The sequence below is a fragment of the Arsenicicoccus piscis genome, assembly GCF_022568835.1.
GTDB lineage: Bacteria > Actinomycetota > Actinomycetes > Actinomycetales > Dermatophilaceae > Arsenicicoccus > Arsenicicoccus piscis.
Genome location: NZ_JAKZHV010000004.1, coordinates 316,856 through 342,586, shown reverse-complemented (window position 1 = coordinate 342,586; position 25,731 = coordinate 316,856). Strand labels below are relative to the sequence as shown.

Here is a 25,731-nt window from a genome sequence, read left to right as displayed (position 1 = left end):
TGAAGGCGCTCGAGGGCGTCGTCATGGAGCTCGACGACCTCGCCGCGTTCCCGACGCTCGCCGGTGTCGCAGATCGGTGACGACCCCAACGTGATCTTCGACGGCGCCAACCTGGGGCCCCGCACCAAGGGCATGGAGCGCGGCGACCTGCTCTCCGCCAACGGCGCGATCTTCACCGGCCAGGGCAAGGCGCTCAACGACCACGCCGCCGACGACATCCGCATCGGCGTCACCGGCAACCCGGCCAACACCAACGCGCTGATCGCGATGTCGAACGCCCCCGACATCCCCAAGGAGCGCTTCTCGGCGCTGACCCGCCTGGACCACAACCGCGCGATCTCCCAGCTCGCCGCCAAGCTGCAGGTGCCGGTCACCGAGATCACCAAGATGACGATCTGGGGCAACCACTCGGCCACGCAGTACCCCGACCTGTTCCACGCCGAGGTCTCCGGCAAGAACGCCGCCGAGGCCGTGGGCGACCAGGACTGGCTCGAGAACACCTTCATCCCGACCGTCGCCAAGCGTGGCGCCGCGATCATCGAGGCGCGCGGCTCGTCCTCCGCAGCGTCGGCCGCCTCCGCGACCATCGACGCCGCCCGCGACTGGCTGAACGGCTCCGCCAAGGACGACTGGGTGTCGATGGCGGTCGTGTCCGACGGGTCCTACGGCGTGCCGGAGGGGCTCATCTCCTCCTTCCCCGTCACCACCAAGAACGGCGACTGGGAGATCGTCCAGGGCCTCGACATCGACGACTTCTCGCGCGGCAAGATCGACGCGTCCGTCGCCGAGCTCGCCGAGGAGCGCGACGCCGTCAAGGAGCTCGGGCTGATCTCCTAGCCTCACCGGTTTGACTGCACGAAGACCGGCCGGGTGCACCGCACCCGGCCGGTCTTCGCGTGTCCTGGGCGGGGCCCCGTCAGCGGACCTGGGTGACCTCGAACTGCATGCGCGGGTGGGCGATGGCCTCCTGCGACTGCACGAGCTGCAGCTCGCGGCGGCCGGAGCGCACGGTGGTCTCGATCAGGTCGAACACGCTGGAGGCCGTGCGACCGAGCGCGAGCGCCGGGTCGGAGGTCTGCAGCAGGTGGGCGGTGAACAGCGCAGCGGTGACGTCGCCGGAGCCGTTGCACTTGATCGGCAGCCGCGGGGTCTGCACGATCCAGGCGCCGGCGGGCGTGACGGCGAGCATCTCGAGGGTGTCGGCGGGAGCGTCCGGTCGCTCGACGCTCGTGACGAGGACGGTCTGCGGCCCCATGGCCTGGGCGCGCTCGACGGCGTCCAGGGTGTCCTCGAGCGTGCGGGGCTCGGTGCCGGTGAGGTAGCCCAGCTCGAACTGGTTGGGCGTGATGAGGTCGGCCGCCGGGACGACCTGCTCGCGCAGCAGCACCGGGATCTGCGGGGCGACGAAACACCCGCTCTTGGCGTTGCCCATGACCGGGTCGCACGCGTAGATCGCGGCCGGGTTGGCGGCCTTGACCTCGGCGACGGCCGCGAGGATGACCTCGGCGATGTCCGCCCCACCCTGGTAGCCCGAGAGCACCGCGTCGATCTCGGCGAACGCGTCGCGCTCCCCCACGCCGGTGATGACCTCGCGCACGTCCGCGGCGGGGATCAGCGGCCCGCGCCAGGCGCCGTAGCCCGTGTGGTTGGAGAAGTTCACGGTCGGGACGGGCCAGACCTCGACGCCGATCCGCTGGAGCGGGAAGACGGAGGCGCTGTTGCCGACGTGCCCGTAGGCGACGTGGGACTGGATCGACAAGATGGTGGTCACGCCACGATGGTGCCCCCTCGCGCGGGTGCCGCTCAACCGGGTCTCAGCGCCGTCGCCGCTTGCGGACCGCGACGAGCACGGTCTACGCCTGCGGGATCTTGAGCAGGAAGGTGGCCACGAGCACCGCCGTCCCCGCGCCGACGTAGAGCACGAGGTCCAGCCAGCGCGGCCGGATCACGAGGCCGGCAGCGGCCTCGCGCGGGAGCACGGTGCGCAGGGCACCGGCGAGCAGCAGCGCAGCGGCGAAGACGTAGCCGCCCGAGCGCAGTTGCCCGGTCAGCATCGTCACCAGGGCGATCGCGAGACCGGCACCGAGGACCCACCAGGCCCCGAGCCGGGTCTGCGCGATCGACGGGTGCTGCATCTACGCTCTCCTGGTCGGGTCAGTCGGCGGCCTGGAGGGAGCGCTCGGCCGCCTCGACGATGTTGGTGAGCAGCAGGGCGCGGGTCATCGGACCGACCCCACCGGGGTTGGGGGTCATCGCGCCGGCGACCTCCCACACGCCGGGGTCGATGTCGCCGGCGACGACCGACTTGCCGTCCGGGCCGGCGACGCGGGACACGCCCACGTCGAAGACTGCCGCTCCGGGCTTGACCATGTCGGGCTTGAGGATGCCCGGCACGCCGGCCGCGGCGACGACGATGTCGGCCCGTCGGGTGTGCTCCGCCAGGTCACGAGTCCCGGTGTGGCACAACGTGACCGTGGAGTTCTCCGAGCGACGGGTGAGGATCAGGCCGAGCGGGCGGCCGACCGTGAGGCCGCGCCCGATGACGACCACCTCGGCGCCGTTGAGCGGGATGTCGTAGCGCCGGCACAGCTCGATGATGCCCATCGGCGTGCACGGCAGCGGCGCGGGGATGCCGAGGACGAGCCGGCCGAGGTTGACCGGCGTGAGGCCGTCGACGTCTTTGTCCGGGTCGACCCGCGCGAGGATCGCGTTGTCGTCGAGACCGGTCGGCTGCTGCACGAGGAAGCCGGTGCAGTCGGGGTCGGCGTTCAGCTCGTCGACGACGGCCTCGACCTCGGCCTGGGTCGCCGTGGCGGGCAGGGTGCGCTGGATGCTCGCGATGCCGATCTCCTGGCAGTCGCGGTGCTTGGCCCGGACGTACCACGAGCTGGCGGGGTCGTCGCCGACCAGGACGGTCCCGAGACCGGGCACGACGCCTCGGTCGGCGAGCGCGGCGACGCGGTCCTTGAGCTCGGCCTTGATGGTGGCGAGCGTGGCCTTGCCGTCCATGAGGGTTGCGGTCACGGTGATCATCCTCCCACGGTGGGTGACTGGGGTGCGGGTGCCGCGGCCCGGCTGGTCCGGGACGCGGCGATTCCTGCGCCGACGGCGGCCACGAGGGTGATCGCGACGCCGAGGAGCAGCTGGGGTCCCACGTGGGACCGGGTGGTGGCGGAGGCCAGGTCGAGCACGAGACCCATGACGATCTGGCCGGCGATGGTGAGCAGGGCGGTCAGCAGCACGCCGAGGTGGTGGACGACGACCGCGCCGACGGCGACGAAGACGATGCCGAGAACGCCGCCCGCGTAGGCCCACCACGGGGCGTCGAGGCTGCGCGGCGCGTGCAGGCCACCCTGCAGGCGCAGCACGAGCGCCCAGCCGAGCAGGGCGAGCGAGCCCCAGGTGAAGTTGATCCACGACGTCGCCGTGACGTGCCCGCTCGCCCGGTTGACCCGGCCGTTGAGGGCGCCGCTCACGGCGATGGCGGCGCCACCGGCGACCGCGCAGAGCACCGCGCCGACGGGCACCGAGCCGGTCGTGCCACCCCGGGCGGTGGCGGCCACCACGACTCCGATCACGGTGGCCACCGCGCTGAGCACGCGCCCGAGCGTGACGGGGGCGACCCCGCCCGGGCCGAGGCCGACACGGTCTACGAGCAGGGCCGTGACGGTCTGACCACCCACGACACCGATGGTGAACAGCGTGACGCCGGCCAGCGGCACCGCGAAGGCCTGCGCACCGACGAAGAGCGCGCCGCCGAGGCCGCCGAGGAACTGCCACCAGCGCAGCCGGTTGGCGCGGTAGGCCGCGCGGGCCTCGCGCAACCCGCGCCGCGGCCCGGGCAGCAGCAGCCCGAGGGTGAGGATCAGCCAGCCGGAGCCGAAGCTCCACAGGGCTGCGTCCACCGCTGCGTCGAAGACCTGGCCGAGCTGGCCGTTGGCCTTCGCCTGCAGCGAGCTGAGGGCTCCCGCGCCGAGCGCCGCCGCCACGCTGAGCGAGACGACGGCCGACGGCTCGTGGCGGCCCGGCTCGGTGGGCAGGCGTGCCGGCTCAGTGGGCAAAGTGGCGGGTGCCGGTGAAGTAGAGCGTGACCCCGGCCCGCTGGCACGCCTCGATCGTCTCGGCGTCGCGCAGCGAGCCACCGGGCGCCACGATCGCGCGGACGCCCGCGTCGAGCAGGATCTGCGGGCCGTCGGCGAACGGGAAGAAGGCGTCCGAGGACGCGACCGCGCCCCGCGCCCGCTCGGCTCCGGCGCGCGACACGGCGAGCCGGCACGAGTCGACCCGGTTGACCTGCCCCATGCCGATGCCGACCGAGGCCGCGTCCTTGGCGAGCAGGATGGCGTTGGACTTGGTGGCCCGCACCGCCTTCCACGCGAAGTCCAGGTCGCGCAGGGTCGCGTCGTCGGCGGGCTCGCCGGCGACCAGGGTCCAGTGCAGCGGCGCGTCGCCGTGGCCGGCGGTCGGCTTGTCCGACTCGGTCGGCTCGATCACCGCGTCGATCTGGTCGCGCTGCTGCACGAGCAGCCCCCCGCTGATCGGCCGGAACTCGATCGCGTCGGCCTGCGCCACCGCCTCCTCGGGGAGACGCAGCAGCCGAATGTTCTTCTTGCCCTTGAGGATCTCGAGCGCCTCCGGCTCGAAGTCCGGAGCCACGACGACCTCGGTGAAGATGTCCTTCACCGCGTCCGCCATCGCCACGGTGACGGGCCGGTTGGTGGCGATCACGCCGCCGAACGCCGACAGGGAGTCGCAGGCGTGCGCGCGGGCGTGGACGGCCGCGATGTCCTCGTCGGCCGAACCGACAGCGATGCCACAAGGATTCGCGTGCTTGATGATGGCGACCGTGGGCTGGTCGCCGTGATCGTGCGCCGCCCGGACCGCCGCGTCGGTGTCGACGTAGTTGTTGTAGGACATCTCCTTGCCGTGCAGCTGCTCGGCGCTCGCGACGCCCGGGCGCCAGTGTCGGTAGAGCGCGGCCTGCTGGTGCGGGTTCTCGCCGTAGCGCAGGGTGGCCGCCTTGGTCCACGTCGCACCCGTCCAGGCCGGGAACCCGGTGCCCTCGGAGGTGTCGACGTAGGCGTTGCCCATCCAGGAGGCCACGGCCACGTCGTAGCTTGCGGTGTGCACGAAAGCCTTGGCGGCCAACGCCTTTCGCTGCTCGAGGGTGAACCCACCCGCCTGCACGGCCGCCAGCGTCTCGGCGTAGTCCGCCGGCGAGGTGACCACCGCGACGCTCGGGTGGTTCTTGGCCGCGGCGCGCACCATCGACGGGCCCCCGATGTCGATCTGCTCGATGCACTCGTCGGGGCTGGCCCCCGACGCGACGGTCTCGGTGAAGGGGTAGAGGTTGACCACGACCAGCTCGAACGGCGCGACCTCGAGCTCCTCCAGCTGGGCCAGGTGGTCCGGCTTGCGGGTGTCCGCGAGGATCCCCGCGTGCACCCGCGGGTGCAGCGTCTTGACCCGGCCCTCGAGGCACTCGGGGAAGCCGGTGAGGTCCTCCACGCGGGTCACCGGCAGACCCAGCCCCGCGATCAGGGAGGCGGACCCGCCGGTCGACACGAGCACTACACCGTCCGCGGCGAGGCCGCGCACGAGGTCCTCGAGCCCGGTCTTGTCGTAGACCGACACGAGCGCCCGGCGCACCGGGCGGCGGCCGTCGGTGGTCTGGTTGCGCTGGTCGGAGGCGTGCGAGGGGGAAGGATTCGTCGTCATGGGCACTCCTGCGGCTTGGTCTGTCCAGATGCGGGCACCCAGGCGGGCGATGCCCACGAACGTCACTCCCTGGTGGTTGACCCACCTGCGCCAGTCGTGTGCCCCCACTCTACCCGGCGGCCGTTGACGCGGAAGCCGTCCGCGGCGAGGCGGCCCACGACGTCGACCAGCATCGCGCGCTCCTGGACCTTGATCCGCTCGTGCAGGGACTCCTCGGTGTCGTCCGGCCGGACATCCACCGTGCGCTGGGCGATGATCGGCCCGGTGTCGACCCCCGCATCGACCAGGTGGCAGGTCGTGCCGGTGACGCTGACGCCGTAGGCGAGCGCGTCCCGCACCCCGTGGGCGCCGGGGAAGCTGGGCAGCAGAGCCGGGTGGGTGTTGATGACGGGCACCGTGCCTAGCACGGCCGGGCCGAGGATCTTCATGAACCCGGCGCTCACGACGAATCGCGGCTTGTGGCGGGCGATCTCGGCCGCCAGGGCGCGATCCCAGGCCGCCCGGTCGGGATGGTCGCCCACCCTCGCCACGAACGTGTCGACCCCGGCGCGGGCCGCCCGCTCCTCGCCCAGCGTGCCTGGCCGGTCCGCCCCCACCGCGGCCACCCGCACGCCGTAACCGGGGTCGGCACTCGCGTCGAGCAGCGCCTGCAGCAGCGTGCCGGACCCGGACACGAGGACGACCACGTCGACGGGCTGAGGTGCGTTCACGCCGACCACCCTAGTGGTCACGGCCTGTGGACGATCGCCGCTGCCACCGTGCAGACCCCAGGGGTCGGTGGCAGGCGTGAGACGCTTAAGTTGGCGTGACACGCGCAGGGTCGGGAGGGCGGCGCCTCACGGGTTCCTGCGCATCTCCCGGGTTCGTGCGCACGATCGTTGAGCAGGTCGTGGTGCAGGACCGCCCGGGCTGCTACTCGCCGAACAGGCCGAGCAGGCCGCTGCCGGCGCCGTCGCCGAGCTGCTTGCGGCAGTCAGCCTCGGCGACGCGGGTGTTGGCGCCCTTGAGGCACTCCTCGACCTGGGACCACTGGCCGGTGAAGACGGTCTGGATGCCGGTCACCACGATCAGCCAGGCCGCCAGCATGACCCCGAGTCCCGTCCACGCCGCCGAGAAGGACTGCTTGGTCCGGATCTGGGCGGTCATCGCCCGGATCCCGAAGAAGATCGCTGCGAGCCCGGCCACCACGGCCAGCGCCCGCCACGGCAGCGGCAGGTAGGTCAGCACCAGCCCTACGAGCACCAGCAAGGCGCAGCGCGAGGAGTCGCGCGCCCCGGCGGGCGGCGTGGGCACGGGCTTGTCAGGCATCAGGACGGCCCCTCGTGGTGGGCGGGTACCCCATCATCGCGCATCCGGCCGACCCCTCCGGTCCATGACCGCCCGGCGCAGGCTCAGCGGTGGTAGCGCCGCCAGGACCAGGCCAGGGTGAGGGCGGCGCCGAGAGCGAGCTCGGCCGCCAGGGCGGGGGCGGCCAGCAGGACCGGGCCGATGTCGGAGAGCGAGCGGGTGCCGAGGCTGCCGGCGCTGAGCAGCAGCAGGGCCGCGGCGACGAGCGATGTGGCGAGCCAGGCCGAGCCGACCGCAATCGCCTTGGTGGCGAGGCTCGTGAGCGCGGAGAGCCGGCGCAGGGCGAGCACACCGAGGACGACGCCGGCTGCGACCGGGAGCAGCCCGACGAGCATGACGAACGGGCTCATCGTGGCGGTGTCGGGCAGAGCACCGAACGCCGGGATCATCGGCAGCGGCGGGGTCGACACGTGCGTCCAGGTGAGCGACGACCCCTCCCCCAGGCTGAATCCGGGACCGGCGAGCCAGGACAGTCCCCACAGCGCCGCGGTCGGCAGGTAGGCCAGCTCGACCAGCCCCAGCACGCTGCCACCGACGACGCCGGGGGCCAGGTCCTGGGTGAGCTCCACGACCCGCGGCGCGTGCCACACCAGGGACGCCACGACCGGCAGCGCGCCGAGCGCGATCAGCGCCGGGCCGAGGCGCAGTCCGAGCCCGAGCCCCCGGCGCACCGCGAGCGGCACCAGGGCGTGCACCTGCTCGTGCCAGGCCGGCGCAAAGGTCGCGCGGGAGAGGTGCGTGCGCAGCCCCACCCCGAGTCCGACGAGCGCTACCCCGAGCGTGCCGACGAGGGCGGAGACAGGGTCTACGGACACCGGCATCGCGGCGGTCGCGAGCCAACTGAGGAGCGAGAAGCCGAGGTAGCCCCCCACGAACCCGCCGAGGAGACCGAGCGTCCCGGCGCGGACCCCTCCGAGCAGGTCCAGCCGGGGACTGCGGTCGGCGTCCAGGTCGGTGTCCAGCCAGCGGGTGGCGAGCACCGCCGCGAGCACGGCCAGCAGGGTGAAGCCGACGGGGAGCAGGCCGACCTCGACGGCGCCCGCGCGGATCGTCGCGCCGTGACCGACCAACCACCCGACGGTGGCGGCACCGACCGTGCCCAGCCAGGACACGTCACCGGGGGTGGCTACCCAGGCGACCAGGGCGAGCAGTGCGACCAGGAGCCAGGAGACGGCCGCCGCGGACGCGCCCACGACGACGGCACGCCCGATCGCCGCCAGTCCGAGGACGCGCGGTGGCGTCCGGTGCGCGGTGGTCGAGTGGTCGTGGGGTCGGTCCAAGATCGTCATGACGAGTCCATGGTCGCCGACCCGGGTCGCCGGGCCGGGGACCAACGCGCCGCCGCCCCTCGCTTTTCGGCGAGGGGCGGCGGCGGATGTGGCGGCCGGGAGGGCCGGCAGCGCTCAGGTCAGAGCTTCTCGATGATCTCGCGCATGAGGGCGGCGGTCTCCGAGGGGGTCTTGCCGACCTTGACGCCGGCGGCCTCGAGGGCCTCCTTCTTGGCGGCAGCGGTGCCGGACGAGCCGGACACGATGGCGCCGGCGTGGCCCATCGTCTTGCCCTCGGGGGCGGTGAAGCCGGCGACGTAGCCGACGACCGGCTTGGTCACGTGCTCCTTGATGTAGGCCGCGGCCCGCTCCTCGGCGTCGCCACCGATCTCGCCGATCATCACGATCGCCTTGGTGTCGGGGTCGGCCTCGAAGGCCTCGAGGCAGTCGATGTGCGTGGTGCCGATGACGGGGTCGCCACCGATGCCGACGGCCGTGGTGAAGCCGAAGTCACGCAGCTCATACATCATCTGGTAGGTCAGCGTGCCCGACTTGGACACCAGGCCGATCGGGCCGGGGCCGGCGATGTCGGCGGGGATGATGCCGGCGTTGGACTGGTCCGGGCTGATGATGCCGGGGCAGTTCGGGCCGATGATGCGGCTCGTGCCCTTGTCCTTGGCATAGTTGTAGAACTCCGCGGAGTCCTTGACCGCGATGCCCTCGGTGATGACCACGATGAGCGGCATGCCCGCGTCGATGGCCTCGACGACGGCGCTCTTGGCGAAGGCCGGCGGCACGAAGACGACGGACACGTTGGCGCCCGTCTCCTTCATGGCCTCGGCCACGGTGCCGTAGACCGGGACCTGCTTGCCGTCAGGGAAGTCGACGGTCGTGCCCGCCTTGCGCGGGTTGACGCCACCGACGATGTCGGTGCCGGAGGCGAGCATGCGCGTGGTGTGCTTCATGCCCTCCGAGCCGGTCATGCCCTGGACGATGACCTTGGAGTCGGCGTTGAGGAAGATCGCCATGGTGTGTTGAGTCCTCTTTCCTTTTCGATCTGTCCTGAACGCTTACTTGGCAGCCAGCTCGGCGGCCTTGCGGGCCGCGCCGTCCATGGTCTCCTCGACCGTGACGAGGGGGTGGGCGAAGTCGGCGAGGATCTGGCGGCCCTCCACGACGTTGTTGCCGTCCAGCCGCACGACGAGGGGCTTGGACGCGGCGTCACCGAGCGACTTGAGCGCGCCGACGATGCCGTTGGCGACCGCGTCGCACGCGGTGATGCCACCGAAGACGTTCACGAAGACGGCCTTGACCTGCTCGTCGCCGAGGATGACGTCCAGGCCGTTGGCCATGACCTCGGCCGAGGCGCCACCACCGATGTCGAGGAAGTTCGCCGGCTTGGCCTTGCCGCCGGTGAAGTCCTCGCCGGCGTAGGCGACCACGTCGAGGGTGCTCATGACCAGACCCGCGCCGTTGCCGATGATGCCGACGTTGCCGTCGAGCTTGACGTAGTTGAGGTCCATCGCCTTGGCCTTGGCCTCCAGCGGGTCCTCGGCACGCTCGTCGACCAGCGCGGCGTGGTCGGCCTGACGGAAGGAGGCGTTGTCGTCGAGGGTGACCTTGCCGTCGAGCGCGACCACGGAGCCGTCCTTGGTCTTGACCAGCGGGTTGACCTCGACCAACGTCGCGTCCTCCTCGCGGTAGACGTCCCACAGCTTCTTCAGGACCTCGGCCACCTTGGGGGCGGTGTCGGCGTCGAACCCGGCGGCCGCGACGATCTCGTCGGCCTTGGCCTGGTCGATGCCGACGTTGGGGTCGACCGCGATGCGGGCGAGGGCCTCCGGACGCTCTACGGCGAGCTGCTCGATCTCCATGCCGCCCTCCTTGGAGCACATGGCGAGGTAGGTGCGGTTGGCGCGGTCGAGCAGGATGGAGAAGTAGTACTCCTCGTCGATCTGGGCGCCCTGGGCGATCATCACGCGGTGGACCGTGTGGCCCTTGATGTCCATGCCCAGGATCTGGCCCGCCAGCTGCTCGGCCTCCTCGGCGGACTTGGCGACCTTGACACCGCCCGCCTTGCCGCGGCCACCGGTCTTGACCTGGGCCTTGACGACGGTCACGCCGCCGCTGTTCTTGCCGACCGCCTCAGCGGCCGCACGGGCCTCCTGCGGGGTCTCGGCGACCTGACCGGCCAGCACCGGGACACCGTGCTTCTCGAACATGTCTCGGGCCTGGTACTCAAAAAGGTCCACGCTTGGATCCGTCCTCGTCGTCGGGAGTGAGAGTGCCTCTGTCAACCGGCCACCCAGCGGGCGGCCGTCCCTCGGAGGATATCGTCACCGGGCGCGGCGACGGCACGCGAGTGTGACCCGTTGAACAGACCCGGTCGCCGACCGGACCTACCGATGCGACCACCGGCGCGACCTACCGATGCGACCACCGGCGCGCCACAGCGGGCAGGAGCGTCAGTGCGCCTCGACGTTGGCGTTGACCCACTCGACGATCTCGGTGGTCGTGGCGCCGGGGGTGAACACCTTGGCCACGCCGAGCGCCTGCAGCTGGGGGATGTCGTCGTCAGGGATGATACCGCCGCCGAACACCGTGATGTCGCTCGCATCCTTGGCCTTGAGCAGCTCCATCACCTTGGCGAAGAGCGTCATGTGGGCACCGGAGAGCACGGACAGGCCCACGCCGTCGGCGTCCTCCTGGATCGCCGCCTCGACGATCTGCTCCGGGGTCTGGTGCAACCCGGTGTAGACCACCTCCATGCCCGCGTCGCGCAGGGCCCGGGCCACCACCTTGGCACCGCGGTCATGCCCGTCCAGGCCGGGCTTGGCCACCACAATTCGCAACCGTGACTCGCTCATGGCGTCACGATAGCGTCCGCGCGCTCGGCCGGCGCGGGCGGGGTCGTCCCCCGCGCTGCAAGTGATTTCAGGCACAAGCACCCTTGCGTCACGAAATGATCACTCGTTATTCTGAAAAGAGCCCCCACCCCGACCCTGATGAGGTATGACACGTGCGCCACCTGCCCCTGACCGGTCGTGCGCACCGCCCCCTCGACGCAGGGTCGTCGTCCTCCGTCACGCCAGGCCGGCACCGCACGCCCGTCCAGCACGCCCGGTTGCGCGCCGCCACCCGCCCGATGCTGACGCTCTCCCTGGCCGCCGCCATCAGCGGCTCGGCCGTGTCCGTGCAGCAGCTCGCACCGGAGCAGACCCCCGTGGCACGCGCCGCCGTGCAGGGCACGAGCACCAACGACCACTCTGCTCCCGAGGTCGGTGACGGCAACGGCTACTCCCGCGCCGACGCAACTGAAGCCACCTCCGTGGAGTCGGTGGCGTTCGACCTGCGCGACGGGTCTACCGGTCTCGCCAGCTCGCGCAGCGGCGGCCGCACCCCGACCTGGACCAGCTGGTCGGACCTCGCCGCGCGCCAGGTGGCCCGAGAGCAGCAGGCCGCCGCCGCACAGGCCGCAGCCGCCGCGCAGGCCAAGGCCGCCCAAGCCGCCCGCGCCAAGGCGCTCGCCGAGGCGCCGCTGTGGGTCCTGCCGGTCGGCGGCTACCGCCTGACCTCGGCCTTCGCACCACGCTGGGGCGGCTTCCACCACGGCCAGGACTTCGCGGTCCCGGTCGGGACGGCCGTCCACGCCGTGCACAACGGCACCGTGCTCACCACCGGGTGGAACGGGGTCTACGGCAACTGCATCGACCTCAAGCTGGACGACGGCCAGCTCGTGCGCTACGGCCACCTGTCGGCGTTCGAGGTCAAGGCCGGCCAGCGCGTCACCAAGGCGCAGGAGATCGCCAAGTCCGGCGACACCGGCCGCTCGACCGGCCCGCACGTGCACTTCGAGGTGCACCCGCACGGCGACCCGAAGCTCACCGACGCCATCGACCCCATGCCGGTGCTGCGTGCCAAGGGCGCCAAGCCCTGACCTGACCTGGCTGGCGTGCGGCCTTGTGGACGCTGACCTGGCTGGGCCTCGCCGACCGCCACGCCCGCATCACGGTGGCCATGACCGAGCGCCGACCGCTCGACGCGCCGCACCCCGTACCGTTCGGGCTGATTCATGGCCGAAACCAGGCGATTTGAACGTTCTACCCGGCGTGAATCAGTCCGAAGCGCACGGGCACGAGCCCCGTGCGAGCCGAGCGGGGGGCGTGGGGCCCGGCCCGAAGGGCCGTGGCGGGCCTGGCGGGAGGCGCGAGCTGGCGAGTGCCGGATGGTAGGCCCGTAGGGCCGGGCCCCACGCACCCCGCGGACCCGACCACGACCGACCGCACGAGAGCCCACCAGCGCGAACCGACCGCAAAGACAAAACAGCCGAACGGCATACGGGGTCAGAGCTTTTCGAGGGGGGCGTAGCGCAGCAGCAGGCGCTTGACCGGACCGTCGCCGAAGTCGACGTGGGCCATCGCGCGGTCGCCGTCGCCCTCGACGCGCACGACCGAGCCCAGCCCGAAGGTGTCGTGGCTGACCCGGTCTCCGGCCTTGAGCGAGATGATCGGGCGGTTGCCGGAGGTGCGCTGCGGCATCCGACCGGCGAGCCGGGCGACGGCCGGGGTGGAGGACGGACGGGTGCGCGTCGTCTCGGAGCGCGCCCAGTCGACCAGCTCGTCGGGGATCTCGGCGAGGAAGCGCGACGGCGGGTTGTAGGACGGGGCACCCCAGGCTGCGCGTGCCGCCGCCCGGGACAGGTAGAGCCGCTCGCGGGCGCGGGTGATGCCGACGTAGGCCAGCCGCCGCTCCTCCTCCAGCTCCTTGTCGTCGGCGAGCGCCCGCATGTGCGGGAAGCAGCCGTCCTCGAGGCCGGTGAGAAAGACGACGGGGAACTCCAGGCCCTTGGCCGTGTGCAACGTCATCAAGGTGACGACGCCGCTGCCCTGGCCCTGCTCGTCCTCGTCGGGGATGTCGTCCGCGTCGGCCACCAGGGACACCTGCTCGAGGAAGTCCTCGAGGGCGCCCTCGGGGTAGTTCTCGTCGAACTCCCTTGCGACAGAGAGCAGCTCGTTGAGGTTCTCGATGCGGGTCTCGTCCTGCGGGTCGTGGCTGGCGCGCAGCTCGTCGAGGTAGCCGCTGCGCGCGAGGATCGCCTCGAGCAGGTCGCCGACGCCCCCACCGCCGGAGCGCACCTCGCCGAGGCCCTCGAGCAGGTGGGTGAACGACCGGATCGCGGTGACCGACCGGGTCGCGATGCCCGGGGCGTCCTCGGGCATCGCGAGGGCGGCGACGAAGCTGATCCGCTCGCGCTCGGCGAGGGCGGCGATGCACGCCTCGGCGCGGTCGCCGATGCCCCGCTTGGGGACGTTGAGGATGCGGCGCAGGTTGACGGTGTCCTCGGGGTTGGAGACCACCCGCAGGTAGGCGAGCGCGTCCTTGACCTCGCGCCGCTCGTAGAACCGGGTGCCGCCGACGACCTTGTAGGGGATGCCGACCCGGACGAACACCTCCTCGATCGGCCGGGACTGCGCGTTGGTGCGGTAGAACACGGCGACGTCGCCGGGGCGCACCTGGTGCTCGTCGCCCAGCTCGTCGACGGTCTGGGCGATGAAGGACGCCTCGTCGTGCTCGTTGTCGGCGACGTAGCCGATGATCGGGTCGCCGTCGCCCGACTCGGTCCACAGGTTCTTGGGGCGCCGGTCGGGGTTGCGCGCGATGACGGCGTTGGCTGCCTGCAGGATCGTCTGGGTGGAGCGGTAGTTCTGCTCCAGCACGATGGTGCGGGCCTGCGGGTAGTCCTCCTCGAACTCGACGATGTTGCGGATCGTCGCCCCACGGAACGCGTAGATCGACTGGTCGGCGTCGCCCACCACGACCAGCTCGGCGGCCGGCAGGTCGTCGGTCGCCGAGCTCGCGGGACCGCCGGTGAGCTCCTTGACCAGCTGGTACTGCGCGTGGTTCGTGTCTTGGTACTCGTCGACCATGATGTGCCGGAACCGCCGGTGGTAGTGCTCGGCGATGGCCGGGAAGGCCTGCAGCATGGACACCGTGGTCATGATCAGGTCGTCGAAGTCCATCGCGTTGGCCTGGCGCAGCCGCTGCTGGTAGAGCCGGTAGGCGTCGGCGAGCAAGCGGTCGGTCGGCGGCGACTCCTCGGTGATGCGGGCCGCGAACGTGTCGACGTCGACGAGGTCGTTCTTGAGGTTGGACACCTGGTGGGAGAACGAGCGGGGCGGGTAGCGCTTGGGGTCCAGGTCGAGGTCGCGCAGCACCATCGCCATGAGCCGCTGGGAGTCCGCCGCGTCGTAGATGGAGAACGAGCTGCGCAGCCCGACGTGGGCCGCCTCGCGGCGCAGGATCCGCACGCACGCCGAGTGGAAGGTCGACACGAGCATCGCCTTGGCCCGGGGGCCGACGAGCTGCTCGACCCGCTCGCGCATCTCGGCGGCGGCCTTGTTGGTGAAGGTGATCGCCATGATCTGCCCCGGCTGGACGCCGCGCGCGGCCAGCAGGTAGGCGATGCGGTGGGTCAGCACCCGGGTCTTGCCGGAGCCTGCGCCGGCGACGATGAGCAGGGGGTCGTGCTCGTGGGTCACGGCCTCGCGCTGCTGGGGGTTGAGCCCGGCGAGGATCTGCTCGGGGCTGCCGCTGCCGCCCCAGCCGGGGCCGGTCGCGGGTCGGTCCGCGGCTGGCGTCCCCGGTGGCGGCACAGCACCTGGGCTCGCGACCGGCCCGGCCGGGTCGGCGAGGGCCCACGTGGGGACCCCCGAGGCGTCGACGTCGGCGGACGGGCTCGGTGCGGCGAGGTGGTCGAAGAGGGAGTCCATGTCGGGTCCAAGCCTAAGGCTGATCGCTGACAGACCCCTCCCGCCGGGGGCGCCCACCTGGCGCGCCGGCAGCATGAGCAGCCCGGCACCGACGAGCAGGACACAGGAGAAGGCCAGGGCGTTCGAGCGCCTGGTCCACTCCTGCGACCCCGGCTCCAGGGCCGCGGCGAGCGAGGCGAGGTCCTTCTCGGCGACAGTCACGGCCGGGTCGTCGAGCAGGTAGCGGACCACGAGCGGGCAGGCGTAGCGGTCACCCGCCGGCACGGTCGCCCACTCCCCGCGGCGGTCGGCATCGCTCCCTGGCTGCCCGGTGGCGTCGGCGGCGCGTCGATCGCTCACCACGTCGGTGAACCGGAGCACGACCTGCCCGCCGACGCCCGTCGCGGTGCGGTAGTGCACCCGCACCGTCTCCTGGTCGCCTTGGCCGCTGCGCGGCATGATCTTGGTCTCGCAGCGATCGGCCGTCGCGAGCGCCGCGCGCGGGGACGTCAGCGCCTGGGCGTCGCGCCAGTCGACATAGAGCATCCCGGTCCACAGCCAGGCGAGCGCGGCGACGATCGTCGCGGCGATGGACGCGACGATCGCTGCTGAGGTCAGGTCGAGGCGGCGACGGGAGGGACGCACCCTACCGTCGCCGGACGAGATCGGTTCGAGCGAGACCGCCCGGGCCAGGGTTCCTCCAGGTAGCGCGGTTACGGTCGATCCGTGCGCTCGCGATCGGGTAGACCCCCCGCCGGCTCGCCGCTGCCCCGCCTGCTGTCCGTGATCGCCGTCACCTCGGCGCTCGTGGCGGGGTGCAGCGGTGCCTCCAGCCCCGGCGACACGGGCTCCAGCCCCGCCGGCTCTACGCCATCCGCCCCGGCCGCGAGCCCCACGACCACACCGGCGGCCAGCCCGACGACCGGAGCGACCGAGACCCAGACCGCCTCCCCCGCCGCGACACCGACGACCTCACCGACAGCGGCAGCCACCACCGCGCCCGCCCCCACGCCGACCGGACCCCCGGTGCTGACCACGTCGGCCTTCACCGTCAACGCGCTGGAGGCCTACGACGAGCCGTGGGCGGCAACCTTCCTCGGCAGCACGGGCTACCTCGCCGTGACGGAGCGACCCGGCCGGCTGCTGCTGCGCGCGCCGGACGGGCAGCGGATCACCGTCTCCGGCGTCCCCGAGGTGGCGGCGGCGGGCCAGGGCGGGCTCGGCGATGTCATCACGGCTCCGGGCTACGACGGCACGAGCAACCGCACGATCTACCTCAGCTGGGCCGAGCGCGGGGACGGTGGCACCGGGGCCGCGGTGGGACGGGCCACGCTCGCCATCGCCGCCGACGGGGGCTCGGCGCGGCTGCAGGATCTGCGCGTCATCTGGCGACAGACCCCGAAGACCAGCGGGTCCGGGCACTACGGGCACCGGCTCGCGTTCGACCCCTCCGGCGAGCACCTGTTCGTCACTTCGGGCGAGCGGCAGAAGATGGACCCCGCCCAGGACCTCGGCACCACGCTCGGCAAGATCGTGCGGCTCACCCCCGACGGCCAGGCGGCCCCGGGCAACCCGTTCGCGAACCGTGGCGGGGTCGCGGCGCAGATCTGGAGCTACGGTCACCGCAACCCGCTCGGCATCGCGTTCGACGAGCAGGGACGCCTGTGGAGCTCGGAGATGGGGCCCCGAGGGGGCGACGAGCTCAACCTGATCACGCGGGGCAGCAACTACGGCTGGCCGCGCGCCTCCGACGGCAGCCACTACGACGGCCGGGACATCCCCGACCACCGCTCCGGCGACGGGTTCGTGGCCCCGACGGCCTTCTGGACGCCGAGCATCTCGCCGGCCGGGCTGATGATCTACACCGGCTCGACGTTCCTCTGGCGCGGCGACGCCTTCCTGCCCGCGCTCTCCGGCCGCGGCCTCGCCCGCGTCGCGCTGGACGGCACGACGGTCACCGCGCGTGACTTCTGGGACCTCGAGGCCCGCATCCGGGACGTGGTGCAGGGCCCGGACGGTCTGATCTACCTGCTGGAGGACGGTCCGAACGGCCGGCTCCTGCAGCTCGCGCCGCGCTGAGCGGGGCCGGCGGGGTCGGCGACGACCCGAACCCGCCCTGAGCGACCGCGTCCTCCCGGGAGATTCCGTCGGTACGCTGAGTCGCATGCCGACCGATCAGACCACTCCCCCTGCTTCGTCCGACGTCACGCCCCAGACGGCGCGCGCCCTGGTCGTGCCCCGGCACGGCGGCTCCGACGCGCTGTCCGTGACCGACCGTGAGATCCCGGCGCCCGGCCCGGGCGAGGTGCGGGTGCAGGTAGCCGCGAGCGGCGTCAACTTCATCGACGTCTACCAGCGCGAAGGGGTCTACCCGATCCCCACGCCGTTCACGCTCGGCGTCGAGATGGCCGGCACCGTCGAGGCGGTCGGCGAGGGCGTCGACGACGTCCAGGTCGGCGACCGGGTGGCCCAGGCGATGAACCTCGGCAGCCACGCCGAGCTCGCCGTCTTCGCTGCGGACCGGCTCGTGCCCGTCCCCGACGACGTAGACCTCGAGGTGGCTGCCGCGGCCATGCTCCAGGGCTGCACGGCCCACTTCCTCGTCACCGACACCTTCCCCGTCGGTCCCGACACGACCGCGCTGGTGCACGCGGCGGCCGGCGGGGTCGGCCAGCTGCTGGTCCAACTGATCAAGGCCCAGGGCGGCACCGTCGTCGCCACGGCCGGCTCCCCCGACAAGCTCGAGACCGCCCGCTCCCGCGGTGCGGACCACCTGATCGACTACTCGACGACCGACGACCTTGCTGCAGCCGTGCGCGAGGCGACCGGCGGGCGCGGGGTCGACGTGGTCTACGACGGGGTGGGTCAGGCAACCTTCGACGCGTCGCTGGCGTCGCTGCGGCCCCGGGGCATGCTGGTCCTCTTCGGCGCGGCGAGCGGTGCGGTGCCGCCGGTCGACCCGCAGCGGCTCAACGCGGCCGGCTCGGTCTTCCTCACCCGCCCGAGCCTCGCGCACTACGTCAGCACGACCGAGGAGCTGCGCGACCGGGCCGCCGCCGTGTTCGCCGCCATCGGTGCGGGGCAGCTGGACATCGCCGTGTCGCACCGCTACCCGCTCAGCGACGCCAAGGCCGCCTACGACGCGCTCGAGGGGCGGGGGACGACCGGCAAGGTCGTCCTGCTGCCATGAGCCTGGTGCTGTCGGCCGCGACGCCGACGCTCGCGCTGCTGCCGCAGAGCCTGGACTCATTCCTGCAGTCCATCCCGCCGGTGCTCGTCTACCTGCTGGCCGGGCTGGTCGTCGGGGTCGAGTCGATCGGTGTGCCCGTGCCGGGTGAGATCACCCTGGTCACGGCCGCGCTGCTGTCGGCGCACCACGAGCTGGACGTGTCGCCGTTCTGGGTCGCGTTCTCCGGCGCCGTGGGCGCCATCGTCGGCGACTCGATCGGTTACGGCGTGGGCCACCACTACGGACGACGCCTGCTGGTCGTGCTGGCTCGGCGCTTCCCGAAGCACTTCTCGCCCGAGATCATCGCCTTCGCCGAGCACGTCTTCCACCGCTACGGGATGTTCGCGGTGTTCTTCGGCCGGTTCGTGGCGCTGCTGCGCATCTTCGCCGGGCCCATCTCGGGGGTGCTGCGGATGCCCTACCACCGGTTCCTTCCGGCGAACGCGCTCGGCGGGATCACCTGGTCGTTCGGCATGGCCTACCTGGTGTTCTACCTCGGCAAGGCGGCCGAGGCGGCGATGAAGGACGTCGCGTGGATCGGGCTGGGGATCTTCGCGGCGGTCGCGCTCATCGGCTCGACGTCGCTGCGTCACCGGATCGACGCGATGGTCCGCGCGCACGCCGCCGCCCACCCCGAGCGGGTCAAGGAGGCGGCGGCGCAGCTGGGCTGAGCGTGGTGCTGCTCGGTTCGGTGCGGTTGGTGGGGCTGGTCAGTGCCGGTCGGTGCCGGTGTCGGGGCCGGTCGGTGCCGATCAGTGCGGCAGGGCGTACGCCACGACGACGTTGACGAGCGCGAGCACGCCGGCGGCGTAGAGCAGGGCGGCGCTCTGCTCGTCGCGCTTGCCCTTGGCGGCGGACACCTCGACGAGACCGACGACGACGAGCATGATGATCAGCTTGACGCCGATGAACATCCCGCCGACCTTCTGGTCGCCGGTCGCCATGGAGCCGGCAGCTGCCAGGGCGAGACCGCTGAGCAGCTGCAGCCGGGCACCCCAGACGAGCACGGGGAGCGCCTTCTTCACCGGGAGGCTCTGCAGGAAGCCGAAGAGCAGCAGCGCGAGGGTGACGTAGTGGACCATGACAAGGGCAACGATCATGAGGTCAGTCTAGGAGAGCACCACCCCCGCCAACGCACCCGCGAGCAGTGCCGGGCCGAACGCCAGCCGGGTGCTGCGGCCGGCCCGTCGGCGCAGCAGCAGCACGGCCGCGACCAGGCCGCCGACGACGAACGCGAGGTAGAACCCCACGCCCGCCTCGGTCCACCCGAGCCGGCCGAGGGCGATGCCGAGCAGGCCCGCGAGCTTGACGTCGCCGAGCCCCACTCCCCCGCCCGGGGCCACCAGCGCGAGCGTCAGGAAGGCCGCGAGCGCCACGGTCCCGACGAGGACGGCGCGCCCGAGCGCCGCCCACTGACCCGACACCAGGCACTCGGCGGCGAGCGCCGCGAGGAGCATGGGGTAGGCGGGCAGCTGGATCGCGTCGGGCAGTCGGTGGACGTCGAGGTCGACGCCCGCGAGCGCGACCGCCACCGGCACCGCGAGGGTGTAGACCGTGCCCAGCCCGGGCCCGTGCGCGGGGGTCACGGCCGCCCACATCACCACGGCCGCCAGGACCGTGACCGGCACGACCCACCCGGTCGGCCGACGCACCCGCCCGACCTCGTCGGCCCGGCGGTAGCCCAGCGCGTCCAGCCAGCGGCGCACGCCGACCCCTGCGGGCAGGGCGAGCAGCGCCACGAGGAGGCTGGGGGCGAGGACACGATCCATCCGCCCAGCCTGCCCGGTCCGGCGCACCCGCGTCGGCGGTTGTCCACAGGCCCCGAGCGAGCGGCGACGGGCACGCGCTACGCGCGCCGACCCCGCGGCCTACCGGAGCGGGACGGTCTACAGCAGGTGGCGGTTCATCGCCCAGGCGGTGAGCTCGTGCCGCGAGGAGAGCTGGAGCTTGCGCAGCACCGACGAGACGTGCGTCTCGACCGTCTTGACGGAGATGAACAGCTCCTTGGCGACCTCCTTGTACTGGTAGCCGCGCGCGATGAGCCGCATGACCTCCCGCTCGCGCGCCGAGAGCCGGTCGAGCTCGGAGTCGACCTCGGCGATCTCGCCGGCCGCGGCGCCGAACGCGTCGAGCACGAAGCCGGCGAGCCGCGGCGAGAACACCGCGTCCCCGTCCGCCACCCGGTGGATGGCCGTGACCAGGTCCTCGCCCACGATGGTCTTGGTGACGTAGCCCCGGGCGCCGGCGCGGATCACCGAGATGACGTCCTCGGCGGCGTCCGAGACCGACAGCGCGAGGAAGCGCACGGGCGCGCCCGACTCGGTGGTCGTGCCGGCGCAGCCGAGGATCACGTCGGTGCCACCGCGGCCGTTGCCGCCGGGCAGGTGCACGTCGAGCAGCACCACGTCCGGGCGCTCGCGGCGGATCACCTCGACCGCGGTGTCGACATCGCCGGCCTCGCCGACGACCGGCAGCGAGTCGTCCAGCTCGGTCCGGACGCCGGCGCGGAACATGCGGTGGTCGTCCACCAGCACCAGCCGGATCGGGCCGTGGGTCGTGGCACGTGGCTCAGGCATCGTGCGCCTCCTTCAGGGGCAGGGTCTGCTGGTTCACAGGCTGGTTCAGCGACTGGTTCACAGGCCGGTGCACAGGCAGGGTCAGGGCGACCTCGGTGCCGTCGCTGAGCCGGCGGATGCGGGCGGTGCCGCCGTGGCGCTCGATGCGCTCGACGATCGAGCCGCGGACGCCGAGCCGGTCGGCGGGCACCGCGTCGAGGTCGAAGCCGTCGCCATGGTCACGCACGAACGCCTCGATGCCGCTCGCCCCGCACTCGACGTAGGCGGAGACCGGCGGACGCGCGTGCCGGACGGCGTTGGACATGGCCTCGGTGAGCGCGCGCACCAGCGCCTGGGTGTCCGGGTCGAGCGGGTGGTCGCCGGTGACGACGACCTCGACGGGCACGCCGTAGCGGTCCTCCAGGTCGTCCGCCGCGGCCTTCGCGGCGGCGGCCAGGGTCGTCTCCGCCGACTGACCGCCGCCGTAGAGCCAGGCCCGCAGCTCGCGCTCCTGGGCCCGGGCCAGCCGCTGCACCTGGGCGGGGTCGTCGGCCTTGCGCTGGATCAGGGCGAGCGTCTGCAGCACCGAGTCGTGCAGGTGCGCTGCGATGTCGGCGCGCTCGGTGGCCCGGATGGCCTGGGCCTGCTCGCGCTTGACCTTCTCCCACAGCCGCAGACCCCACGGCGTGAGGATGACGACCGCGCCGGTGAGCACGGCGAGGGCCGACAGGGCGGCGTCCCCCATCCCGGCCCAGCCCCGCTCCTGGGTGGCGAGCAGCAGCACCCCGATGATGGTGAGGACCAGGCCGACGCCGACGCGCAGCACGCCCCGGCGGCCCGAGAAGGAGGACTCGTTCAGCCAGCTCGACCGCTCGGCGCGGTCCAGCTGGGACCAGCCGATCACGGCACCGACGACGATCACCCCGAGCGGCAGGACCAGGCCGAGCCGCAGGTTGACGCCATGCCGCTCGAGCAGCAGCGCCGCCCCGAGCACGACCAGCGCCAGCCCCCCGAGGACGTTGCCGAAGGCCTCGTCACGCCCGCTCGTGCGCAGCGCGCGGATCGCCCGGTCCAGCCGCGGCAGGCTCGTCGGAGCGGGCCTGGGCGCGTCCGCGTGCTCGCCGTCGAGCGCCTGCGGAGTCAGGGCCCAGATCACCAGGTAGGCCAGCAGACCGAGGCCGTTGAGCAGGATGGTCCCCAGGACGAACGTGGCGCGGACCACGCGGACGTCGAACCCGAGGTGGTGGGCGAGGCCCGCGCAGACGCCGGCGATCCAGCCGTCCTCGACCGAGCGCCGGAGCCGCGGACGCGGCTGGGGCGACTCCTTGGAAGCGTTCTCGTAGGCCGGCACGCTCCCATCTTGGCCCATCCGCGCGGCTCGGGAGCGCGCTCTCGGCCCTGCTCGGGGTAGAGCCGGGGTCGGCTCAGGGGCGTCCCTCATGACCCTCGGTCGTCCCCGGGCAGCAGGATGAAGCCATGAGCCAGCCCACCTCCGCCCCCACCCCGGGGCCTCGCCCACCGCTCGAGCCGTTCGACCGCTTCCTCGCCGCGATGCGAGCAACCGGCATTCGTCGTCGCCTGTCCGACCGCTGGGTCGCCGGCGTCTGCGGCGGTCTCGCCGACAAGCTGGGCGTAGACCCCATCGTCGTCCGCCTCGCGTGGATCGTGCTGCTGCTGATGGGTGGGTTCGGCTTCGCGGCCTACTTCGTGCTGTTCGCCATCCTGGCGGACACCGAGGGCCAGATCCCGCTCGAGAAGGCCGTGCGCCACGGCGACGCCAGCTCGGTCGTGCTGCTCATCTTCGCCGGCCTCTGCCTGGTCTCCTCGATCAGCGACCTGGGCGGCGCGGGTGGCTGGGGCGGCGGCCTGCGCATCGGCGACGTCAACGTCGGCGGCATCCTGACCGTCGTCGCCCTGGTGGCGCTCGGGTTCTACGCCGTGCAGCGCAGCCGGTCCGGTGGTGGGGGTGCCGGCGATGCGGGTGGACCTGTCTCCGGTGCACCTGTCGCCGGCGAAACCGCCTCTCCCGCAGCACCTCCCACCCGTGGCGCCACCGCCTCGCGCGTCCTGGCGGCCCGGCGGGACGGGCTCGCCCCCCTCAGCTCGACCACGACCACCAGTGAGGAGCACACCATGGCCACACCGACCACATCCGCCACACCGGCCACACAGTCCGCACCCACCGTCCCCCTCGACGTCGCCTCCGAGGGTGCGCCGCCCGCCGCACCCCCCACCCCGCCGTGGTCGCAGAGCCGACCGCCGCAGCCCCCGCCGCCACCGCGACCGCGCCGTCCCCGGCCCGGGGCGTTCAACCTGGTGACGATCGGACTCGCGGCCATCGCCTTCGGCGCCACCTGGGCGGCGTACAGCCAGTGGACCCTGCCCGGTCACGCGTGGCCCATGTCCTTGGCGGCAGCGCTCGCCGTGCTCGGCATCGGCTGCCTCGCCCTCGGTGGCGTCGGGCGCCGGGTCGGGATGGCCGGAGTGGCAACGGTTTTCGTCGGGCTGCTGGCCCTCGGCGCGATCAGCAACGGTCCCGGGCACATGTCAGGGCGCTGGGGTGACCAGACCTGGGCACCCACCTCGGTCACGAACGGCCAGAGCTTCGACCATGGTGTCGGCGACGCCACCCTCGACCTGACCAAGCTCCCGGCGAGCTCCCTGACGGGACAGCGCATCTCGACCTCGCTGAACCTCGGTCAGCTGACCGTCAAGATCCCGAAGGGTGGCGACATCCAGGTCACCGGCGACGTGTCGCGCGGCGAGCTCAGCATCAACGACGACGCCAGCGGCAACAACACCCAGACCGTCGGCAGCGGCAGCACCGCGCTGCTTGTCGACGCCCACGTCGGCACCGGCCAGCTCAACATCGAGGAGGTCCAGCGATGAGCACGTCCAGCTCGCAGCCCACCAACCCGTCCAGCTCCCAGCCCACCAACCCGTCCGGCTACCAGGCGCCCTACCCGTCCGGCTACCAGCCCGGTGAGCAGTCGCCCTACCGCGCCGGCGAGCAGCCGGTCTACGACCATCGGGACGCGCCGCCCGGGCCCAACGTCCCGGCACTGGTCATCGGGAGTCTCGCGGTCCTGGTGGCGGTCGCCGTCGCCCTCGCCCAATGGGGTTGGTACACCGTGGATCTCGAGGCCTCCGGGCCCTGGATCATCGTCGGCGCGGGTGTCGTCCTGCTCGCCGCCGGCATCTTCAGTCTCGTGCGCGGAGGCAACCAGCGGTAGCGCTACCTCGGCCCGCGGCGCGCGAGGTCGCCGCTGTGTCGGGCGAGACTAGGGGGAGGTCGGTGCGCCCAGCACCGGCCTCCCCACCCGTGCGACACCCGAGGAGCGACGACCCGTGGACACGACTGCAGCACCCTGGGAAGGGCGGATCTGGGCCGGCGACTGGACGACCGGCTCCGGCGAGTCCAGCCCGGTGATCGAGAAGGCCACCGGTGACACGCTCGGCGAGGTCGGCGCGGCCACCAAGGCCGACCTCGACCGGTCCGTGACGCAGGCACGCGAGGCGCAACGGCGCTGGGCCGCCGAGCCCTACCCGGCCCGAGCAGCGGTGCTGCTCAAGGCTGCTCAGCTCCTCCAGGCCGAGCCGCAGCGCCTGCAGGACTGGCTGGTGCGCGAGGCCGGGTCGGGCCAGGGCAAGGCCGCCTTCGAGGTCGGGCTCGTGGTCTCCGAGCTGCAGGAGGCCGCGGCCACCGCGGCCGCACCGTTCGGCGAGGTCCTGCGCTCGGCGAAGCCGCGGCTGTCGTTCGCCCGCTACGTCCCCTACGGCGTGGTGGGTGTTATCTCGCCGTTCAACTTCCCGGCGATCCTGTCGATGCGCTCGGTCGCACCGGCTCTCGCCCTCGGCAACGCCGTCGTGCTCAAGCCCGACCCGCGCACCAGCGTCGCCGGCGGGATGGCGCTCGCCGAGCTGCTCGCCGAGGCGGGGCTGCCCGAGGGGCTGCTGCACGTCCTACCAGGTGGGGCGGAGCTCGGGGAGGCGCTCGTCGCGCACCCGCACGTGCCGTGCCTGTCCTTCACTGGGTCCACCGCCGCCGGCCGCCGGATCGGTGCGACCGCGGCGGAGCTGCTCAAGCAGGTCCACCTGGAGCTCGGCGGCAACAACGCGCTGCTGGTGCTGCCCGATGCCGATGTCGAGGCGGCGGCCTCGGCCGGCGCGTGGGGATCGTTCCTGCACCAGGGGCAGATCTGCATGACCGCGGGGCGCCACCTGGTGCCCGCGTCCCTCGCGGACGCCTATGTCGCGGCCTTGGCCCAGAAGGCCGACCGGCTGACCGTCGGCGACCCGACGGACGAGACCAACGCGCTCGGCCCGATCATCGACGAGCGGCAGCGCGACCGGGTCCACGGCATCGTCACCAAGGCCGTCGACGCAGGAGCCGAGCTGCGCGCCGGCGGCACCTACGACGGCCTGTTCTACCGACCGACCGTGCTGTCGGGGGTGGGCCAGGACAGCGTGGCGTTCACCGAGGAGATCTTCGGGCCGGTGGCGCCCATCACGGTCTACGAGACGGTGGACGAGGCGATCGACCTGATCAACGCGAGCGAGTACGGGCTGTCCGTCGGGGTGCTCACCGGCGACGCGATGGCGGCTTACGAGCTCGCCGACCGGATCGAGACCGGCATGCTGCACATCAACGACCAGACCGTCGACGACGAGGCCGTCATCCCGTTCGGCGGGATCAAGGCCTCCGGCAGCGGCGGCCACTTCGGCGGCGCGAAGGCCAACCTGGAGACCTTCTGCCACCTGCAGTGGGTCAGCATGCAGAGCCGGATCGCGACCTACCCGTTCTGAGCCGGTGACGGGGTCGGGCGCGCTCGCTCGGCCCCGTCTGCGCGCCCGAACCCGACCGG

At 72.5% G+C, this 25,731-nt stretch carries 25 protein-coding genes, 1 pseudogene and 1 riboswitch; of the genes and pseudogenes, 9 read left to right on the top strand and 17 right to left on the bottom strand.

What is annotated here, in order from left to right; all coding sequences use genetic code 11:
* Positions 1-837 (top strand): annotated as a pseudogene (locus MM440_RS10360) (malate dehydrogenase); the annotation flags it as partial.
* Positions 838-916: 79 nt separating this feature from the next.
* On the opposite strand, the gene pdxY reads toward MM440_RS10360, so the two are convergent.
* From pdxY to MM440_RS10305, 11 genes are all read right to left on the bottom strand, one after another.
* The gene (gene pdxY / locus MM440_RS10355) at positions 917-1,771 is read right to left on the bottom strand and encodes a pyridoxal kinase PdxY (protein ID WP_241444215.1); all 855 of its coding nucleotides are present in this window, start codon (positions 1,769-1,771) and stop codon (positions 917-919) included.
* An 82-nt stretch (positions 1,772-1,853) separates the two neighbouring features.
* Positions 1,854-2,135 (bottom strand): DUF3017 domain-containing protein, encoded by a 282-nt coding sequence (locus MM440_RS10350; RefSeq protein WP_241444214.1) that lies wholly within the window; start codon positions 2,133-2,135, stop codon positions 1,854-1,856.
* Between the two features lie 19 nt (positions 2,136-2,154).
* Positions 2,155-3,024, bottom strand: coding sequence for a bifunctional methylenetetrahydrofolate dehydrogenase/methenyltetrahydrofolate cyclohydrolase (locus MM440_RS10345; protein ID WP_241444213.1), 870 nt, complete (start codon positions 3,022-3,024; stop codon positions 2,155-2,157).
* Between the two features lie 5 nt (positions 3,025-3,029).
* Positions 3,030-4,061 (bottom strand): DMT family transporter, encoded by a 1,032-nt coding sequence (locus tag MM440_RS10340; protein ID WP_241444212.1) that lies wholly within the window; start codon positions 4,059-4,061, stop codon positions 3,030-3,032.
* Entirely contained in the window at positions 4,051-5,718 is a 1,668-nt protein-coding gene (purH, locus tag MM440_RS10335; RefSeq protein WP_241444211.1) for a bifunctional phosphoribosylaminoimidazolecarboxamide formyltransferase/IMP cyclohydrolase, read from the bottom strand. The genes MM440_RS10340 and purH overlap by 11 nt, the downstream gene beginning before the upstream one ends.
* 29 nt (positions 5,719-5,747) lie before the next feature.
* Positions 5,748-5,825: riboswitch (ZMP/ZTP riboswitch) on the bottom strand.
* Complete coding sequence (gene purN / locus MM440_RS10330; protein WP_420914154.1) at positions 5,781-6,428, bottom strand: phosphoribosylglycinamide formyltransferase; 648 nt, start codon at positions 6,426-6,428, stop codon at positions 5,781-5,783. (Overlaps the previous riboswitch by 45 nt.)
* A gap of 202 nt (positions 6,429-6,630) precedes the next feature.
* A complete protein-coding gene (locus MM440_RS10325) occupies positions 6,631-7,026 on the bottom strand; it encodes a hypothetical protein (RefSeq protein ID WP_241444210.1) in 396 nt (131 codons plus the stop codon).
* 83 nt (positions 7,027-7,109) lie between these two features.
* Complete coding sequence (locus tag MM440_RS10320; protein ID WP_241444209.1) at positions 7,110-8,354, bottom strand: cell division protein PerM; 1,245 nt, start codon at positions 8,352-8,354, stop codon at positions 7,110-7,112.
* 119 nt (positions 8,355-8,473) lie between these two features.
* Positions 8,474-9,361, bottom strand: a complete 888-nt coding sequence (gene sucD / locus MM440_RS10315; RefSeq protein ID WP_241444208.1) for a succinate--CoA ligase subunit alpha — start codon at positions 9,359-9,361, stop codon at positions 8,474-8,476.
* A 42-nt stretch (positions 9,362-9,403) separates the two neighbouring features.
* Positions 9,404-10,585, bottom strand: coding sequence for an ADP-forming succinate--CoA ligase subunit beta (sucC, locus tag MM440_RS10310; protein ID WP_241444207.1), 1,182 nt, complete (start codon positions 10,583-10,585; stop codon positions 9,404-9,406).
* A gap of 213 nt (positions 10,586-10,798) precedes the next feature.
* Positions 10,799-11,200, bottom strand: a complete 402-nt coding sequence (locus MM440_RS10305) for a coenzyme B12-dependent isobutyryl CoA mutase small subunit (RefSeq protein ID WP_241444206.1) — start codon at positions 11,198-11,200, stop codon at positions 10,799-10,801.
* Positions 11,201-11,352: 152 nt separating this feature from the next.
* Between MM440_RS10305 and MM440_RS10300 the strand changes: the two genes are divergently transcribed.
* A complete protein-coding gene (locus tag MM440_RS10300; RefSeq protein ID WP_241444205.1) occupies positions 11,353-12,270 on the top strand; it encodes a M23 family metallopeptidase in 918 nt (305 codons plus the stop codon).
* A gap of 23 nt (positions 12,271-12,293) precedes the next feature.
* Positions 12,294-12,428, top strand: coding sequence for a hypothetical protein (locus MM440_RS17010; RefSeq protein ID WP_277626531.1), 135 nt, complete (start codon positions 12,294-12,296; stop codon positions 12,426-12,428).
* A 248-nt stretch (positions 12,429-12,676) separates the two neighbouring features.
* On the opposite strand, the gene pcrA is transcribed toward MM440_RS17010, so the two are convergent.
* Complete coding sequence (gene pcrA, locus MM440_RS10295; protein WP_241444235.1) at positions 12,677-15,103, bottom strand: DNA helicase PcrA; 2,427 nt, start codon at positions 15,101-15,103, stop codon at positions 12,677-12,679.
* 692 nt (positions 15,104-15,795) lie between these two features.
* Entirely contained in the window at positions 15,796-16,119 is a 324-nt protein-coding gene (locus tag MM440_RS10290) for a hypothetical protein (protein ID WP_241444204.1), read from the bottom strand.
* Here MM440_RS10290 and MM440_RS10285 point away from each other — a divergent pair.
* The 3 genes from MM440_RS10285 to MM440_RS10275 all read left to right on the top strand — a co-directional run bounded on the left by MM440_RS10285 (position 16,109) and on the right by MM440_RS10275 (position 18,982).
* The gene (locus tag MM440_RS10285) at positions 16,109-17,161 is read left to right on the top strand and encodes a PQQ-dependent sugar dehydrogenase (protein WP_241444203.1); all 1,053 of its coding nucleotides are present in this window, start codon (positions 16,109-16,111) and stop codon (positions 17,159-17,161) included. The two genes, MM440_RS10290 and MM440_RS10285, sit on opposite strands and share 11 nt — an antisense overlap.
* Before the next feature lie 85 nt (positions 17,162-17,246).
* Positions 17,247-18,272: a quinone oxidoreductase family protein gene (locus MM440_RS10280; RefSeq protein ID WP_241444202.1), complete on the top strand. Its 1,026-nt coding sequence runs from the start codon at positions 17,247-17,249 to the stop codon at positions 18,270-18,272.
* The gene (locus MM440_RS10275) at positions 18,269-18,982 is read left to right on the top strand and encodes a DedA family protein (protein WP_241444201.1); all 714 of its coding nucleotides are present in this window, start codon (positions 18,269-18,271) and stop codon (positions 18,980-18,982) included. Before MM440_RS10280 ends, MM440_RS10275 begins: the two co-directional genes overlap by 4 nt.
* Before the next feature lie 81 nt (positions 18,983-19,063).
* Here MM440_RS10275 and MM440_RS10270 read toward each other — a convergent pair whose 3' ends face one another.
* The 4 genes from MM440_RS10270 to MM440_RS10255 form a co-directional block, all read right to left on the bottom strand.
* Entirely contained in the window at positions 19,064-19,411 is a 348-nt protein-coding gene (locus MM440_RS10270) for a hypothetical protein (protein WP_241444200.1), read from the bottom strand.
* Between the two features lie 9 nt (positions 19,412-19,420).
* Entirely contained in the window at positions 19,421-20,080 is a 660-nt protein-coding gene (locus MM440_RS10265; protein ID WP_241444199.1) for a prepilin peptidase, read from the bottom strand.
* Positions 20,081-20,197: 117 nt separating this feature from the next.
* Positions 20,198-20,887, bottom strand: coding sequence for a LuxR C-terminal-related transcriptional regulator (locus tag MM440_RS10260; protein WP_241444198.1), 690 nt, complete (start codon positions 20,885-20,887; stop codon positions 20,198-20,200).
* Positions 20,880-22,217: an ATP-binding protein gene (locus MM440_RS10255; RefSeq protein WP_241444197.1), complete on the bottom strand. Its 1,338-nt coding sequence runs from the start codon at positions 22,215-22,217 to the stop codon at positions 20,880-20,882. Before MM440_RS10255 ends, MM440_RS10260 begins: the two co-directional genes overlap by 8 nt.
* 125 nt (positions 22,218-22,342) lie before the next feature.
* Here MM440_RS10255 and MM440_RS10250 point away from each other — a divergent pair, with 125 nt between their 5' ends.
* The 3 genes from MM440_RS10250 (at position 22,343) to MM440_RS10240 (ending at position 25,672) form a co-directional block, all read left to right on the top strand.
* Positions 22,343-23,755, top strand: a complete 1,413-nt coding sequence (locus tag MM440_RS10250) for a PspC domain-containing protein (RefSeq protein WP_241444196.1) — start codon at positions 22,343-22,345, stop codon at positions 23,753-23,755.
* A complete protein-coding gene (locus MM440_RS10245; protein ID WP_241444195.1) occupies positions 23,752-24,099 on the top strand; it encodes a hypothetical protein in 348 nt (115 codons plus the stop codon). The genes MM440_RS10250 and MM440_RS10245 overlap by 4 nt, the downstream gene beginning before the upstream one ends.
* 115 nt (positions 24,100-24,214) lie before the next feature.
* Positions 24,215-25,672, top strand: a complete 1,458-nt coding sequence (locus tag MM440_RS10240; protein WP_241444194.1) for a benzaldehyde dehydrogenase — start codon at positions 24,215-24,217, stop codon at positions 25,670-25,672.
* The last annotated feature ends 59 nt before the right edge of the window (positions 25,673-25,731 follow it).

Excerpts from the sequence above, each read along its gene's own strand:
- MM440_RS10305 (WP_241444206.1), bottom strand. The coding sequence starts at position 11,200 with ATGAGCGAGTCACGGTTGCGAATTGTGGTGGCCAAGCCCGGCCTGGAC.
- sucD (WP_241444208.1), bottom strand. The coding sequence starts at position 9,361 with ATGGCGATCTTCCTCAACGCCGACTCCAAGGTCATCGTCCAGGGCATG.
- MM440_RS10265 (WP_241444199.1), bottom strand. The coding sequence starts at position 20,080 with ATGGATCGTGTCCTCGCCCCCAGCCTCCTCGTGGCGCTGCTCGCCCTG.
- purH (WP_241444211.1), bottom strand. The coding sequence starts at position 5,718 with ATGACGACGAATCCTTCCCCCTCGCACGCCTCCGACCAGCGCAACCAG.
- MM440_RS10275 (WP_241444201.1), top strand. The coding sequence starts at position 18,269 with ATGAGCCTGGTGCTGTCGGCCGCGACGCCGACGCTCGCGCTGCTGCCG.
- MM440_RS10325 (WP_241444210.1), bottom strand. The coding sequence starts at position 7,026 with ATGCCTGACAAGCCCGTGCCCACGCCGCCCGCCGGGGCGCGCGACTCC.
- MM440_RS10250 (WP_241444196.1), top strand. The coding sequence starts at position 22,343 with ATGAGCCAGCCCACCTCCGCCCCCACCCCGGGGCCTCGCCCACCGCTC.
- MM440_RS10270 (WP_241444200.1), bottom strand. The coding sequence starts at position 19,411 with ATGATCGTTGCCCTTGTCATGGTCCACTACGTCACCCTCGCGCTGCTG.
- MM440_RS10245 (WP_241444195.1), top strand. The coding sequence starts at position 23,752 with ATGAGCACGTCCAGCTCGCAGCCCACCAACCCGTCCAGCTCCCAGCCC.
- MM440_RS10350 (WP_241444214.1), bottom strand. The coding sequence starts at position 2,135 with ATGCAGCACCCGTCGATCGCGCAGACCCGGCTCGGGGCCTGGTGGGTC.
- MM440_RS10320 (WP_241444209.1), bottom strand. The coding sequence starts at position 8,354 with ATGACGATCTTGGACCGACCCCACGACCACTCGACCACCGCGCACCGG.
- pcrA (WP_241444235.1), bottom strand. The coding sequence starts at position 15,103 with ATGGACTCCCTCTTCGACCACCTCGCCGCACCGAGCCCGTCCGCCGAC.
- MM440_RS10260 (WP_241444198.1), bottom strand. The coding sequence starts at position 20,887 with ATGCCTGAGCCACGTGCCACGACCCACGGCCCGATCCGGCTGGTGCTG.
- MM440_RS10280 (WP_241444202.1), top strand. The coding sequence starts at position 17,247 with ATGCCGACCGATCAGACCACTCCCCCTGCTTCGTCCGACGTCACGCCC.